Source organism: Mumia sp., from assembly GCF_028803055.1.
Classification (GTDB): Bacteria; Actinomycetota; Actinomycetes; order Propionibacteriales; family Nocardioidaceae; genus Mumia.
On the sequence record NZ_JARBCJ010000007.1, the window covers coordinates 1 to 14511 of the forward strand.

The following is a 14511-nucleotide window of genomic DNA, read 5'->3' on the forward strand; positions in this document are numbered from 1 at the left end:
CTTCCCACGTAACCCGCCGCGGGTCCGCGGCGAGGTGGCCCCACGTTAAGGAGCATTCACGTCGACGGGCGCCGCTCGATTGTTCGGGATTGTGCCGACTTAGCAACAACACGCGGTCCGCGTGCGGACACCGGTGGCGCGCGGCTGCCACGCACGCTAAGAATTCGTCATGGGAGGAAGGCATCGTCGACCGGTCACCTCGATGCCTGCCGCGGAGATCGCCGCAGGCGTCACCGAACCGTCCGCCCGCGGCATCGCCGACCACGTCGCCCGACTCATCCGGCAGGGCGTGATCGCCGACGGCTCACGGCTGCCCACCGTCCGTGCAACGGCTGCCGCGCTGCAGGTCGGTGCGACCACGGTCGCCACCGCCTGGACCCTCCTGCGCCACGAGCGCCTCGTACGCTCCGACGGGCGCAACGGCACCTTCGTCCGTGACCTCAGCCTTCCGGTCCCCGAGCCCGGGCTCCCTCCCGAGCTCCCGGTGAGGATCGACCTCGTCGCCTCGGCGTACGACGTGGACCTCCTCCCGGATCCCGCGCCTCACCTCCTCGCGGCCGCCGAAGGTCTTGCCTGGCACCAGTTCGAGAGGAGCGAGGTCGACGGCGACCTCGCTCGGATGGCGGTCGGCAGCTGGCCGTTCGTGCCCGACGGCCTCGCGGTCGCCTGGGGATTCGCCGACGCACTCGCCCAGCTCGCGGCCCTCGTCGTCCGTCCGGGCGACCGGGTCGTCGTGGAGTCGGCGTGCTCGCCGGAGACCCAGGCGGTCCTGACGGCGGTCCGCGCGCAGATCGTCCGTGTGCCGTGCGACGCCGCGGGCATGCTGCCCGACGCGCTCGCACGTGCTCTCGCGACGCGCCCGAGCATGGTGGTCACCCAGCCGCGGATGGCCGACCCCCTCGCGCACCACGTCACCGACGAACGCGCTCGTGAGCTTGCCGCGGTCCTTGCCGAGCGGGAGGTGCTGATCGTCGAGGAGGACACCGCGGCGTGTCTCGCCGCCGGGCCTGCGGGGTCGGTCGGCAGCTGGTTGCCGGACCAGACCGTGCTCGTCCGGGGCTACCAGCGCTCGCACGGGCCGACCGTACGGATGGCGGTCGTCGGGGGAGCCTCCGCCGTCGTCGACCGGCTCCGCGCACGCCAGGACATCACCGGGTCGTTCCCACCGCTGGTCGCCCAACGGACCCTGGCGCTGATGCTCGGTGACCTGGGCGCCCGGGTGATCAAGGTCGAGTCGCCGGGCGGTGACGACACGCGCGGATGGGGTCCGCCGTTCGTGGGTGAGCCCGGAGACGAGGAGTCGACCTACTTCCTCTCGTGCAACCGCAACAAGGAGTCGGTCACGGCCGACCTCAAGAGCAGCGAGGGCAAGGAGCTGCTCACCCGGTTGGTCCGGCAGTCCGACGTGCTCCTCGAGAACTTCCGCCCCGGTGTGCTCGCGCGCCTCGGGTTCTCCGAGGAGCACCTCCACGAGCTCAACCCGCGCCTGGTCGTCTGCTCGATCACGGGCTTCGGCCACGACGGTCCCGAGGGCGGCCGCGCGGGCTACGACCAGATCGCGCAGGGCGAGGCCGGCCTGATGAGCCTCACCGGCCCCTCGCCCGAGGAGCCCACGAAGGTGGGCGTGCCGATCGGCGACCTGCTGGCCGGCATGAACGCCGCGTACGGGGTGGTGGCCGCGCTGCACGAGCGCCACACCACGGGGCGGGGACGGGTGGTCCGCACGAGCCTGCTCGCGAGCATCGTCGGCGTGCACGCGTTCCAGGGCACCCGGTGGACCGTCGCGGGCGAGGTGCCGCGAGGGATGGGCAACCACCACCCCTCGATCTCCCCGTACGGGCTGTTCCGTACGGCCGACGCCCCCGTGCAGATCGCGGTGGGCAGCGAAGGGCTGTGGGCGCGGTTCGCACCGTTGATCGGACTCGACCCTGCCGCCGCACCGTACGCGACGAACCCGGACCGTGTCCGGCGTCGAGACGACCTCACCGCGGTGGTGGAGGAGAGATTCGCCGACGAGGGTGCGGAGACGTGGCTGGCGCGGCTGGCCGAGGCCGGCGTCCCGGCGGGCAAGGTGAGGACGCTCGACGACGTCTACACCTGGGACCAGACGCTCTCGCAGGGTCTCGTGATCGACGTCGAGCACGAGAGTCTCGGCACGGTGCAGCTGCCCGGGCCCTCCTTGCGGCTCGACGACAACGCGTACGCCGGCGGCCGCGAGCACCACCTGCCTCCGCCGCGGCTCGGACAGCACAACGCCTCCGTCGCCGCCTGGCTCGACGCGGCCGAGGCTGCGGAGGCCGCGCCGCCGAGGTGACGGGGCAGCCCGGCGCCGCCGGCACCGCCGGCGTCACCGGCGTCACCGGCGTCACCGGCGCGGCAGGGTCACCACCGGGACGGGGACGCGCGTCATGATCCGCGGCGCATTGGATCCGAGGAAGATCCGGCGCAGCGGTCCTTCGCGGCTCGACGTCATCACCAACAGGTCGCCCTCGAGCCAGCGGACGCGGTCGACCGCGCTGCGCCAGGAGTCGCCGACCGCGACCAGAAGGTCGGTGACCTCGGCGCCCTCCCTCTCGAGCAGGGCCGCGGCACGGTCCTGGACGGCGGTGACCCGTTCCTGCCACGCCCGGAAGACGTCGTCGTCGGCGCGACGGCCTCCCCCGTCCGGCAACGCCGGCACCCGCCGTACCCCGAACGTGACCAGGGCGATCCCCACGCCGGCCCGCTTCGCCAGGGCGACCGTGCCACCGACGGCCGAGTCCACGCCCTCGTCGGAGTCGACGGCGAGCACGACCCGCTCGACCCGGTCGCTCCACTCCGACCAGAAGGCCCGTGGCGCCACCATCACCGGCATCGGCGCGCGGTGCAGCAGCCAGCTCGCCACGCTGCCGAGCGCCAGATGACCGATCCTCGCGTCGCCCGAGGAGCCCACCACGAGCATCGACGCCTCGACGCGCTCCGCCTCCTCGACCAGGGCGCGCGGGACGGACCGGGCGGCGCGGACGACGACGTCCGAGACCACCGCCGGAGGGAGGCCCTCGCGAGCACTGCTCACCGCCTCGGAGGCCATCGCCTCCAGGTGCCGCCGCCAGTCCGCGTCAGCGCCGGAGGCTGCGGTGCCCCGTCCCCACGCGTCGGCCACGACGCAGCAGAGGACCAGATCCTCCCCGGTCGACGCGGCGAGACGGCCCGCGAGGTGCACGGCGTTCGAGCCACGTCCGTCCGGGCCGACCGCCGCGACCACCGTCATGACCGTGCCTCCTCGTCCCCGTCGGCGCTCCGCAGCGTCGAGCGCTTGAAGCCGTAGGCGAAGTAGAAGATCAGGACCACCGAGACCCATCCCAGGAACACCAGCCACGTGACAAGGTCCAGGCCCGTGATCACATAGAGGCAGGCGGCGATGGAGAGCAGCGGCAGCACCGGGTAGAACGGCACCTTGAACGTCCGCTCCAGGTCGGGGGCGCGTCGCCGCAGGATGATGACACCTGCCGCGACCACCATGAACGCCACCAGCGTCCCGATGCTGACCGTGTCCAAGAGCCAGTCCAGCGGGATGAATCCGGCGATGATCGCGACCACGGTCGCGACGATGATCGTGTTCGGGACGGGGGTCAGGGTCCGCGGGCTGACCCGGGCGAAGATCGGTGGCAGCATCCGGTCGCGGCCCATGGTGAAGAGGATGCGCGTCTGGCCGTACATCACGACGAGGGTGATGCTGAAGATCGAGATCACGGCCCCTGCGGCGAGGACCGTGCTCGGCCAGGTGGACCCGGTGACGTTCTCGAGGATCTGCGCGAGCCCGGCCTGCTGTCCCTCGAAGTCCTGCCAGGGTTGCGCCGCGACCGCGGTCAGAGCCACCGCGACGTAGAGGATCGAGACGATGAGGAGCGACCAGATGATGGCCCTCGGCATGGTGTGCGCCGGGTCCTTGACCTCGTCCCCGGCGGTCGAGACGGCGTCGAGCCCGATGTAGGAGAAGAAGATCGTCGCCGACGCCGCCTGGATCCCCGCGACGCCGAACGGCGCGAAGTCACTCAGGTTGTCGGTGCTCCAGCCCGTGGCGGCGATCGCCACGAAGAGGATCAGCACACCGACCTTGATCGCCACCATGACGGTGTTGACGATGGCCGACTCGCTGGCGCCGCGGATCAGCAGCATCGCGCAAAGGCCGACCAGGACCATCGCCGGCAGGTTCACAATGCCACCCGCCTCGGGGGCGTACGACAGGTCGTGCGGGATGGTGGCCCCGAAGAGGTTGTCGAGGAGCTGGTTGAGGTACTCCGACCAGCCGACGGCCACGGCTGACGCCGACACCCCGTACTCAAGCAGGAGACAGGCGGCCACGACCATCGCGACGACCTCGCCGAGGGTGGCGTAGGCGTACGAGTAGGACGACCCCGACACCGGCACGCTCCCGGCCAGCTCGGCGTAGCAGAGCGCCGTGAGCCCGGCGGTGACCGCGGCGATCACGAAGGACACGACCACGGCCGGGCCGGCATCGGGGACGGCGGTGGTGAGGACGAAGAAGATGCCCGTCCCGACGGTTGCCCCCACCCCGAAGCCGATCAGCTGGACGAGCCCGATCGTGCGCTTGAGGCCCTCCTCGGCGTGCGGCCGCCGACCCACCGGCATCCGTCGGAAGATCTGTGAGGCGAACGACTCGGCCATGACCGATCAAAGGCACGGTCACGACCGCCCCGCAAGCCGGAGTGCGGCGGCGGGACGGCGTCGGAACGGCAGTAACCGGCGTCACGCATGGTGCGCGCGGCGCTCGGGTACCGAACGGTCTCCGACCGAAGGAGGCGCCATTCCGATGGCCACGTCCACCAGCCCGCGCGACGGGCACGCGACCCTCGCGGACCGTCCACCGTCGCTCGCCCTGCCCGGGATCGTGCTGGGAGCCGGGCTCGGCGGGTTCGTCGACGGAATCCTCCTGCACCAGATCCTGCAGTGGCACCACCTGCTGACGTCGACCAACACCGACAACATCGGTGTGCCCTACTACCCGGCCAACACGGTGCACGGCCTCGAGATCAACACGCTGTGGGACGGCATCTTCCACGCCGTCACCTGGGTGCTGGTCCTCACCGGGCTGGCTCTCCTCTACTCGCGCGTCCAGCACTCGCGCGGACGGGTGTGGGCCTCGCGCGCGCTGTGGGGCTGGGTGCTCGTCGGGTGGGGCGTCTTCAACCTCGTCGAGGGCATCGTCGACCACCACCTGCTCGGGATCCACCACGTACGGAGCGGTCCGAACGAGCTCGCCTGGGACCTCGCGTTCCTGGCCCTCGGTGCGGTGCTCGTCCTCGTCGGGTGGCTGCTGCAGCGCGGCGCCACGTTCACCGACGACCGGGCTGTGGCCGACCGGGCATGAGCCGGCTGACCGCGGCGGCCGGCCCCGGCGTGCTCGCGCACGGGCCGTCGCACGACGACGGGGTCGGCAGCCGGCTCCTCGAGGTCGCCCTGACGACCGGCCCGCTGGTCGTCGTCACGCTCCTCGCCCTCGCCTACGTCGCCGCGGCTGTGATCGAACGCGGGCGTCGCGGGTGGTCGACCGTCCGCACCGTGGCCTTCGTCGCGGGTTCGGTGGTGCTCCTGCTGGCCCTCTCCCCCGCGTTCGACCGCTATGCCGACGACGACTTCGCCGGGCACGCCGCGCAACACATCCTGATCGCCATGCTCGCCCCGCTCCTGCTGGTGCTCGCCGCGCCCGTCACGCTGCTGCTGCGTACCCTCCCGCACGCCGGAGCCGTCCGCGTGGGCCGGATCCTGCGGTCTCGACCCGTCGGGGTGCTGACCCGACCCGTCGTCGCGCTCGTCCTCAGCAGCGGTGGGCTCGTGCTGCTCTACTTCACCCCGCTGTACGACCTGAGCACCCGCAACGGCGCCGTCCACGGCCTCGTCCATCTCCACATGCTGCTGGCGGGCCTGCTCTTCGCCTGGGTGATCGCCGGTCCCGACCCTGCGCCTGGCCGGGCCACGGTGCCCGTGCGCCTCGTGGTGCTCGGGGTCGCCATCCTCGTCCACGCCGTGGTCTCGCAGCTGCTGTACGCCGGCCTGCTGGTGCAGGTCCGCGAGCCCGTGGCGGAGATGCAGGCCGCGGGGAACCTGATGTACTTCGGCGGCGACCTGGTCGAGCTGATGCTGGCGCTCGCGCTCCTGCTCACCTGGCGCACGAAGCCGGCGCGGACGCACGAGGGCCCCGAGACCGTGCGGTCCCGGGGCCCTGTGGCGATCAGCTGATCACGCGATCACGCTGATCGGACTGCTCAGACGAACTTCTCGTCCTTCGCGGCCTTCTCGAGCAGCAGTGCGGGCGGGGTGAAGCGCTCGCCGTACGCCGCGGCGAGCTCCTGGGCCCGCTCGGTGAACGCCTGCACGCCGATGCGGCCGTCAGCAGCCTCGTAGCCGTTGATGTACTGCAGCGCACCACCGTAGACCGGCGGGAAGCCGATGCCGAAGATCGAGCCGATGTTGGCGTCGGCGACGGTGCGGAGCACACCCTCCTCGAGACAGCGGACCGTCTCGATGGCCATGATGAAGGTGTAGCGCTCCTGCATGTCGGCCCACGGGATCTCCGCGCCCTCCTTGCGGAACTGCGAGAGTCCCGACCAGAGGTGCTTCTTGGCGTCGGCGGGGTACTCGTAGAAGCCCGCGCCGGCCGCCTTGCCCTTGCGGTCGAGGTCGACGAGCGTGTTGATGACGTCCATCGCCGGGCTGTCGGGGAAGGCCTTGCCCTCGCCCTCGGCGGCGGCCTTGGCCTCGCCGTTGATCTTCTGCGGCAGGGTCAGCGTGACCTCGTCGATCATCGCCAGCGGCGGAGCCGGGAAGCCCTTCGTCGTCGCGGCGCGCTCGATCGAGACCGGGTCGAGGCCCTCGGCGAGCATCTCGGCGCCCTCCATCGTGAGGGTGCCGAAGACGCGGCTGGTGAAGAAGCCGCGGCTGTCGTTGACGACGATCGGCGTCTTCTTGATCTGCTTGACGTAGTCGAGCGCGCGGGCGATCGCCTCGTCGGAGGTCTTCTCGCCCACGATGATCTCGACCAGCGGCATCTTGTCGACCGGCGAGAAGAAGTGGATCCCGATGAAGTCCTCGGGACGCTTGACGCCGTCGGCGAGGATCGTGATCGGCAGCGTCGACGTGTTGGACCCCAGCAGGGCGTCGGGCTTCACGACCGGCTCGAGGTCACCGAAGACCTGCTTCTTGAGCTCGACCGACTCGAAGACGGCCTCGATGACGAAGTCGCATCCCTCGAGCTCGGCGTAGTCGGCCGTCGGGTGGATGCGTCCGAGGATCTCGTCGCGCTTCTCGGCCGTCAGGCGCCCCTTCTCGACCTGCTTGTCGAGGAGCTTGGTGCTGTAGGCCTTGCCCTTCTCGGCCGCCTCGATCGAGATGTCCTTGAGCACGACGTCGATGCCCGCACGGGCCGAGACGTACGCGACGCCGGCGCCCATCATGCCGGCACCGAGGATGGCGAGCTTGGTGGCCTTCGTCTTCTCGATGCCCGCCGGACGCGAGCCGCCGGCGTTGATCGCGTTGAGGTCGAAGAAGAACGCCTGCGTCATGTTCTTGAACTGCTGGCCGGTGACCAGGTCCACGAAGTAGCGCGACTCGATGCGCGAGGCGGTGTCGAAGTCGACCTGCGCACCCTCGACGGCCGCCGACATGATGTTGCGCGGAGCCTTGAACGGAGCGCCCTTGGTCTGCTTGCGCAGGTTGGACGGGAACGCCGGGAGGAACTGCGCCAGCTTGGGCGACGAGGGGGTGCCACCGGGCATCCGGTAGCTCTTCTTGTCCCAGGGCTGGGTGAAGGCCTCGGCGTCGTCCTTGTTGGCGAGGATCCACGCCTTGGCGGCGGGGACCAGGTCGTCCTGCGTGGCGACGACCTGGTCGATCAGACCGGTTTCGAGGGCGCGCTGGGGCTTCATGCGCGGTCCCTGGAGGAGGACCTCCATGAGGGCCTTCTGCAGGCCGAACATCCGGACGGTGCGGGTGACGCCGCCGCCGGCGGGCAGCAGGCCCAGGGTGACCTCGGGCAGACCGATCTCGTAGCGGCCCTCGACGGCGATGCGGCGGTGGGTCGCGAGAGCGATCTCCAGGCCGCCACCGAGCGCCGCGCCGTTGATCGCCGCGACGACCGGCTTGCCGAGCGTCTCGAGCGTGCGCAGCGTGGCCTTCATCGCCTCGACGCTCTCGAACACGACAGGCGCGTCCGCGGGGGTCATCTGCGTCATCAGCTTGAGGTCGCCACCGGCGAAGAACGTGCTCTTGCCGCTGGTGACGACGACGCCGGTGACGTCGTCCTTCTCAGCGACGAGACGGTCGACCGCCGCCTTCATCGAGGCCTGGTAGGCCTCGTTCATCGTGTTGGCGCTCTGGGTCGGGTCGTCGAGGACCAGGGTGACGATGCCGTCCTCGCCGCGTTCGTAACGGACGGCCTCGGCCGCCGTGGTCGTAGCGTTCTCAGTCATTCGTGTGTGCTCCGTGAACTCTGCTCGTCAAGAAAGGGTGAGTCGGTGGGCGAGGGATCAGAGACGCTCGACGACGGTGGCGATGCCCATGCCGCCGCCGACGCACAGCGTCGCGACGCCGTAGCGCTGGTCGCGTCGCTCGAGCTCGTCGACGAGGGTGCCGAGGATCATCGCACCGGTCGCGCCGAGCGGGTGGCCCATCGCGATCGCTCCACCGTTGACGTTGACGATGTCGTGCGGGACGGACATGTCCCGCATGAAGCGCAGCACCACCGCGGCGAACGCCTCGTTCATCTCGTACAGGTCGATGTCGCTCGCCTCGAGGCCCGCCTTCGCGAGAGCCTTGCGGGTCGCCGGCGCAGGGCCGGTGAGCATGATCGTGGGCTCCGAGCCGGAGACCGCGGTCGCGAGGATCCGGGCGCGCGGGGTGAGGTCGTTGCGCCGGCCCGCCTCCTCGTTGCCGATCACGACGATCGCGGCACCGTCCACGATGCCGGAGCTGTTGCCGGCGTGGTGGACGTGGTCGATCTTCTCGACCGAGTGGTACTTCTCGAGGGCGACGGCGTCGAACCCGCCGAAGTTGCCGATCGCCTCGAACGACGGTGCGAGCGAGGACAGCGACTCGACCGTGGTGCCCGGACGCACGAACTCGTCGTGGTCGAGGATCGTGAGGCCGTTGACGTCCTGCACCGGGACGACCGACTTGGCGAAGTAGCCGTTGGCGATCGCCTTGGCGGCACGCGCCTGCGACTCCGCGGCGTAGGTGTCGACGTCGGTGCGGCTGAAGCCCTCGATCGTCGCGATCAGGTCGGCGCCGATGCCCTGGGGCACGAAGTCGGTCGCGAACGCGGTGGCCGGGTCCATCGCCCAGGCGCCACCGTCGGCGGCCATCGGGACGCGGCTCATCGACTCGACGCCGCCGGCGAGGATCAGGTCCTCCCAGCCGGACCGGACGCGCTGCGCGGCCTGGTTGACCGCCTCGAGGCCCGAGGCGCAGAAGCGGTTGAGCTGCACGCCCGCGACGCTGTCGGGGAGTCCCGCGGCGAGCGCGGCGGTCTTGGCGATGTCGGCGCCCTGGTCGCCGACAGGGGTGACGCAGCCGAGGACGAGGTCCTCGACCTGGCCGGGATCCAGAGTCGGGTTGCGCTTCTGGACCTCCTCGAGGAGCCCGGTCACGAGGCTGATGGGCTTCACCTCGTGCAGGGATCCGGTCTTCTTGCCGCGCCCGCGGGGGGTGCGGATCGCGTCGTAGATGAATGCCTCAGTCATGGCGGTCCTTCGATTCGTTGACGACCCGACAAAGTTACTTGCGAGTAACGAGTGTGTCAATGATACCTAAAGGCCACTATGACACCACCGCTGTCATGGTGTTGCCGCGGTGGTCAGTGGCGAGACCACTCCCCGAGGAGCACCTGGAGCGCGGCCACGAGGGCCACCGGCTGGTCGAGCATGATGTGGTGCCCCGCGTCCGGGACGACGGTGACGGGAACGTGCCCGCCCAGCCGCTCGGCGACCGTTGTCGTGATGTCGGTGGTCGCCATGCCCCGCTCCCCTCGGACCAGGGCCGTGGGGCAGTCGGTCTCGGCCACCTCGGCGGGCTCCATCTGGGCGCTGAGGAACACGTGCGGGTCGAACTTCCAGGTCCAGCCGCCCTCCACCTCGCGCACCGAGCCCGCCGCCACGTGCTCACGGACGTACGGGAGGGTCGCGTCGTCGGGCGGCAGCGTACGGAAACGGCGCACGATCTCGTCCCAGCTGGGATAGACCTTGTTGCCGGGCAGGTGCCGCCCGGACTCCTTCCACGCGCGGGTCTCCGGCGACATCTGGCGCACCGGGGAGTCGATCGCGCAGGCGCCAGCGAGCCGTGACCCGTGGTCACGGGCCGCGGTCAGGCTCACGAACCCGCCCATGCTGTGCCCGATCACGACCGGCAAGACGCCGTCCTGTGCACCACCGGACGGCGTCTCGGCCGCGGCGACCGCCATCACCTCCTCGGCGAAGGTGGCGAGGTCGTACTGCCGTCGCCACTGCGAGTCGCCATGCCCGGAGAGATCGATCGCGGCGACCCGGTGCGACGCCGCGAGGAACGGGGCGACGTGGTCCCACCAGCCGGCGTGCGCCGCGCCTCCGTGCACGAGCACGACCACAGGCATCCCCGGCTCGCCCCACGTGCGGTAGGCGATCCGTGCGCCGGCCACGTCGACGTCGTGGCGGTGGTACGGCGTCGCGACCGCCGCGGAGAACCAGGCGGGTACGGCGGTGACCGGCGCCGCACCGGTCGTCTGCGAAGACATGGGCCCCCTCGGGGAGGACGAGCTGTGATCCTTCCGGAACCCTACGACCGGCGGCGTACGATCTCGCGCTTGGTCTCGTTGACGGCGCTCTCGTAGGCCGTCACGAGCGCTTGCACCGTGAGCGGCTTGAAGCGCTCGACCATCGCCGCGATCGCCTCCGACGACTCGCCGCTCGCTCGGTAGTGCGGCAGCACCTTGTCGCGGAAGACCTCGGTCAGCTCCTCCGCGATCGCCCGGGCATGCGTCTCGAAGATGCGCTCGGCCTCGACGGCGCCGTCGAGCGGGAGACCGAGGTCCATGAGCTCGATGCCGATCGACAGGTGGGCGGGCGAGACTCGGAAGACGTCCTCGTCGGGCGTCGGCTCGACCACCCGCAGCGCGACGAGCAGCTCGATGTCGTCGTCGGACAGCGGCCTGCCCGCGCGCGCCTCCAGCGTCGCCCGGTCGGCCGTCTCGGGCAGGTCGGAGAGCCAGGGCGCAAGCATCGTGCGTTGAAGCGCGACGTCGCCCGGCGTGGCCGTGGGCGAGAGGCGCTCGAGGTATCCCTCGATGGCCGAGAGCGTGAAGCCGTGCGCCTGGAGCTCGCGCACGAGCTCGAGCCGCACCAGGTGGTCGGCACCGTAGAACCCGTTGCGCCCCTCGCGGACCGGCGGCGGGATGAGCCCTCGGCCGGCGTAGAAGCGGATCGTACGGACGCTCATCCCGACCCGCTCGGCGAGCTGCTCGACCGACATCCGGTCCGGTCCTGTCGGGGTCATGTCCGCACGATAGACCGCTCGACGGCTCTGGTCAGTCCACCCCCATCGGCAGGATCACGACGGGGCACGGGGCGGTCCGGGCGAGGACGTCGCTGACCGAGCCCAGGGCGTTGTGCCTGATCGTGGACGTGCCGTGGCTGCCGATCACGAGCAGCTGCGCCCCAGCAGCGACCGACAGGAGGACGTCGACCGGCAGCCCTTCGTGGACGCCGACCGCCACCTCGGCGTCGCCGTCGTGGAGCGCGGCCACCTCGGCCGTCTCGGCCGCGAGGCGCTCGCCCTCGGCGATGGTCCGGACCGACGATCGGTCGGGATCGACGGTGATCACGACCTGCACCGCCGCCCCCCGCAGGTCGGCCTCCGTCATCGCCCAGTGGAGCGCGCGTCGCGCTCCCGCCGAGCCGTCGCTGCCGACGACGATCGTCCCGGTCCGTTGTGGAGACTCAGTCATGCCGCCATCCTGTCGGACGCGCGGCCGGCAGGCGACCCTCAGAGACCCATCGTGCGGCCGATGATCTCCTTCATGATCTCGGTCGTGCCCCCGTAGATGGTCTGGATGCGCGTGTCCGCGTACGCCTTGGAGATCGGGTACTCGCTCATGAAGCCGTACCCGCCGAAGAGCTGGAGGCACTGGTCGACCGTCTTCTTCTGGACCTCGGTCGTCCACCACTTGCCCATCGCCGCGTCGGAGATGGTGAGCGTGCCGGCGTTGAGCTCCATGATCGAGCGGTCGACGAAGACCTGAGCGATCTGCGCCTCGGTCTCGAGCTCGGCGAGGGTGAAGCGGGTGTTCTGGAAGGAGCCGATCGGACGTCCGAACGCCTTGCGCTCCTTGACGTACTCCAACGTGAGGTCGATGACGGCGCGGCACGCGGCGGCGGCGGCCACCGAGATCGCGAGCCGCTCCTGAGGGAGCTTCTCCATCAGGTAGACGAAGCCGTTGCCCTCCTCGCCGAGGAGGTTCTCCTTGGGGACCCTGACGTCGGTGAAGAAGAGCTCGGCGGTGTCCTGCGCCTTGAGGCCGAGCTTGTCGAGGTTGCGACCGCGCTCGAAGCCCTCCATGCCGCGCTCCAGCACGATCAGCGAGACGCCCCGCGCCCCCGCGCTCGGGTCGGTCTTGACCGCGACGATCACGAGGTCGGCGAGGATGCCGTTGGAGATGAAGGTCTTCTGGCCGTTGACGAGGTAGTGGTCGCCCTGGTCGATCGCCGTGGTCGCGATCGCCTGGAGGTCCGAGCCGGTGCCGGGCTCGGTCATGGCGATCGCCGCGATCGACTCGCCGCTGCAGAACGCGGGCAGCCAGCGCGCCTTCTGCTCCTCGTTCGCGTACGACAGCAGGTATCCCGACACGAGGTCGACGTGCAGCGGGAAGCCGACACCGCTGGCGTGCGCCCGCGCCAGCTCTTCGTCGATGATCGCGTTGTAGCGGAAGTCCGAGACCCCGCCACCGCCGTGCTCCTCCGGCATCATGAAGCCGAGGAAGCCCTGCCGACCGGCAGCCCGCCACATGTCGCGGGAGACGATGCCGTCGATCTCCCACTGTGCGTGGTACGGCTTGATCTCCTTGTCGACGAAGGTCCGGAAGGCGTCGCGGAACGCGTCGTGGTCCTCGGTGAAGATGGTGCGCTGCATCGGCGGGCCCTTCGTGGTGTCGTGGTTAGGACGGATCGTTCTGGACGACGGCGCCGGACGCGACGAGGGCGTCGACGTCGCCGACGCCCCACGCGGCGAGGGCTTCGCGGGTGTGCGCCCCGGGCCGGGCGGGGGGACGCCCCAGGGTGGCCGGAGTCCGCGAGAACCGCGGTGCGGGCGCCGCCTGGACGACGCCGTCGTGCTCGACGTACGTGCCGCGCGCGGCGAGGTGCGGGTGCTGGGGTGCGTCGCGCATCGGGACCACGGGCGCCACGCACGCGTCCGTGCCCTCGAAGACCTCCGCCCACTCGGCCTGCGTGCGCTCGGCGAAGCGGGCCGCCAGGCGGGCGCGCAGCTCCGGCCAGACGCGAGGGTCGTTGCGGTCGGGCAGCGGTGAGTCGGGCAGCGCCACGTCGGCCGGCACGTCGAGGCCGAGCAGCCGCACCATCTCCGCATAGAACTGCGGCTCCAGCGCGCCCACGGACATCCAGCGTCCGTCGGAGGTCTCGTACACGTCGTAGAACGGCGCACCGCTGTCGAGGAGGTTGGTGCCGCGGGCATCGTTCCAGGCGCCGACCTGCTGGAGGTTGGTGATCATCGTGAGCAGGTGCGCCGTGCCGTCGACGATCGCGGCGTCGACGACCTGGCCGCGGCCGGAGGTGCGTGCCTCGAGGAGAGCGGCGAGGAGGCCGACGACGAGGTAGAGCGAGCCACCCGCGAAGTCGCCGAGCAGGTTCATCGGGATCTGCGGGGGCCCGCCCGCGCGGCCGATCGGGTCGAGCGCCCCGGAGACGGCGACGTAGTTGACGTCGTGCCCGGCGCTCGAGGCGAGCGGGCCGTCCTGGCCCCACCCCGTCATGCGTCCGTAGACCAGCCGAGGGTTGCGCTCGAGGCAGACGTCGGGGCCGAAGCCGAGCCGCTCGGCGACGCCGGGCCGGAAGCCCTCGACCAGCACGTCGGCACGCTCGACCAGCTCGAGCAGGACGGCGACACCGTCGGGCTGCTTGAGGTCGATCGCGACCGTACGGCGACCGCGGGCGAGGACGTCACGCTCCTGCGGCAGCGACTGGAGGCCTCCCGGCGACACCCGGTCCACACGGACGACGTCCGCGCCAAGGTCGGCGAGGAGCATCGCGGCGAAGGGGCCGGGGCCGATCCCCGCGATCTCCACGACCCTGAGGCCGGACAGCGGGCCGGACAGCGGGCCGGACAGCGGGCCGGACAGCGGGCCGGACGGCGGTGTGGTGTCGGTCACGCCCTGATTGTGACAGTAGGACTGTCAGAGTGGCAAGCGCGCGCCACCTGCGGCTACGCTCGCCGAGTGTGACACGTCCGATGTCACATCCCGCGTGACAGGAG

The 14511-nt window shown here is 70.8% G+C and carries 12 protein-coding genes; 3 read left to right on the forward strand and 9 right to left on the reverse strand.

The features are described 5' to 3' along the window. Nucleotides 1–169: 169 nt before the first annotated feature. Entirely contained in the window at nucleotides 170–2314 is a 2145-nt protein-coding gene (locus tag PV363_RS01470; RefSeq protein ID WP_301021536.1) for a CoA transferase, read from the forward strand. 51 nt (nucleotides 2315–2365) lie between these two features. Here PV363_RS01470 and PV363_RS01475 read toward each other — a convergent pair whose 3' ends face one another. Next, the gene (locus tag PV363_RS01475) at nucleotides 2366–3250 is read right to left on the reverse strand and encodes a universal stress protein (RefSeq protein WP_220366702.1); all 885 of its coding nucleotides are present in this window, start codon (nucleotides 3248–3250) and stop codon (nucleotides 2366–2368) included. Continuing rightward, on the reverse strand, nucleotides 3247–4668 hold the full coding sequence (locus PV363_RS01480) for an amino acid permease (protein WP_301021537.1): 1422 nt from the start codon (nucleotides 4666–4668) through the stop codon (nucleotides 3247–3249). The genes PV363_RS01475 and PV363_RS01480 overlap by 4 nt, the downstream gene beginning before the upstream one ends. A gap of 145 nt (nucleotides 4669–4813) precedes the next feature. Here PV363_RS01480 and PV363_RS01485 point away from each other — a divergent pair, with 145 nt between their 5' ends. Together PV363_RS01485 and PV363_RS01490 are read left to right on the forward strand one after the other, a co-directional pair. Beyond that, entirely contained in the window at nucleotides 4814–5371 is a 558-nt protein-coding gene (locus tag PV363_RS01485) for a DUF2243 domain-containing protein (protein WP_220345569.1), read from the forward strand. Continuing rightward, nucleotides 5368–6240, forward strand: coding sequence for a cytochrome c oxidase assembly protein (locus PV363_RS01490; RefSeq protein ID WP_301021538.1), 873 nt, complete (start codon nucleotides 5368–5370; stop codon nucleotides 6238–6240). Before PV363_RS01485 ends, PV363_RS01490 begins: the two co-directional genes overlap by 4 nt. A gap of 26 nt (nucleotides 6241–6266) precedes the next feature. Here PV363_RS01490 and PV363_RS01495 read toward each other — a convergent pair whose 3' ends face one another. The 7 genes from PV363_RS01495 to PV363_RS01525 form a co-directional block, all read right to left on the reverse strand. Then, nucleotides 6267–8468 carry a 3-hydroxyacyl-CoA dehydrogenase NAD-binding domain-containing protein gene (locus tag PV363_RS01495; protein WP_220342591.1) on the reverse strand — a complete coding sequence of 734 codons (2202 nt, stop codon included), beginning with the start codon at nucleotides 8466–8468 and terminating at the stop codon, nucleotides 6267–6269. 57 nt (nucleotides 8469–8525) lie between these two features. After that, a complete protein-coding gene (locus tag PV363_RS01500; protein ID WP_220342592.1) occupies nucleotides 8526–9737 on the reverse strand; it encodes an acetyl-CoA C-acetyltransferase in 1212 nt (403 codons plus the stop codon). 113 nt (nucleotides 9738–9850) lie between these two features. Next, nucleotides 9851–10762 carry an alpha/beta hydrolase gene (locus tag PV363_RS01505; protein WP_301021539.1) on the reverse strand — a complete coding sequence of 304 codons (912 nt, stop codon included), beginning with the start codon at nucleotides 10760–10762 and terminating at the stop codon, nucleotides 9851–9853. 41 nt (nucleotides 10763–10803) lie between these two features. Further along, nucleotides 10804–11520: a MerR family transcriptional regulator gene (locus PV363_RS01510; protein WP_301021540.1), complete on the reverse strand. Its 717-nt coding sequence runs from the start codon at nucleotides 11518–11520 to the stop codon at nucleotides 10804–10806. A 31-nt stretch (nucleotides 11521–11551) separates the two neighbouring features. Further along, nucleotides 11552–11971, reverse strand: coding sequence for a universal stress protein (locus PV363_RS01515; RefSeq protein ID WP_220342595.1), 420 nt, complete (start codon nucleotides 11969–11971; stop codon nucleotides 11552–11554). 38 nt (nucleotides 11972–12009) lie between these two features. Beyond that, nucleotides 12010–13152, reverse strand: a complete 1143-nt coding sequence (locus tag PV363_RS01520; RefSeq protein ID WP_301021541.1) for an acyl-CoA dehydrogenase family protein — start codon at nucleotides 13150–13152, stop codon at nucleotides 12010–12012. A 25-nt stretch (nucleotides 13153–13177) separates the two neighbouring features. Further along, nucleotides 13178–14407 carry a CaiB/BaiF CoA-transferase family protein gene (locus PV363_RS01525; protein WP_301021542.1) on the reverse strand — a complete coding sequence of 410 codons (1230 nt, stop codon included), beginning with the start codon at nucleotides 14405–14407 and terminating at the stop codon, nucleotides 13178–13180. Nucleotides 14408–14511 lie beyond the last annotated feature (104 nt).

Bases quoted from the DNA above. Each gene is read 5' to 3' on its own strand.
- PV363_RS01520 (WP_301021541.1), bottom strand. From the start codon at position 13,152: ATGCAGCGCACCATCTTCACCGAGGACCACGACGCGTTCCGCGACGCC.
- PV363_RS01495 (WP_220342591.1), bottom strand. From the start codon at position 8,468: ATGACTGAGAACGCTACGACCACGGCGGCCGAGGCCGTCCGTTACGAA.
- PV363_RS01500 (WP_220342592.1), bottom strand. From the start codon at position 9,737: ATGACTGAGGCATTCATCTACGACGCGATCCGCACCCCCCGCGGGCGC.
- PV363_RS01490 (WP_301021538.1), top strand. From the start codon at position 5,368: ATGAGCCGGCTGACCGCGGCGGCCGGCCCCGGCGTGCTCGCGCACGGG.
- PV363_RS01485 (WP_220345569.1), top strand. From the start codon at position 4,814: ATGGCCACGTCCACCAGCCCGCGCGACGGGCACGCGACCCTCGCGGAC.
- PV363_RS01470 (WP_301021536.1), top strand. From the start codon at position 170: ATGGGAGGAAGGCATCGTCGACCGGTCACCTCGATGCCTGCCGCGGAG.
- PV363_RS01515 (WP_220342595.1), bottom strand. From the start codon at position 11,971: ATGACTGAGTCTCCACAACGGACCGGGACGATCGTCGTCGGCAGCGAC.
- PV363_RS01505 (WP_301021539.1), bottom strand. From the start codon at position 10,762: ATGTCTTCGCAGACGACCGGTGCGGCGCCGGTCACCGCCGTACCCGCC.
- PV363_RS01475 (WP_220366702.1), bottom strand. From the start codon at position 3,250: ATGACGGTGGTCGCGGCGGTCGGCCCGGACGGACGTGGCTCGAACGCC.
- PV363_RS01480 (WP_301021537.1), bottom strand. From the start codon at position 4,668: ATGGCCGAGTCGTTCGCCTCACAGATCTTCCGACGGATGCCGGTGGGT.
- PV363_RS01510 (WP_301021540.1), bottom strand. From the start codon at position 11,520: ATGACCCCGACAGGACCGGACCGGATGTCGGTCGAGCAGCTCGCCGAG.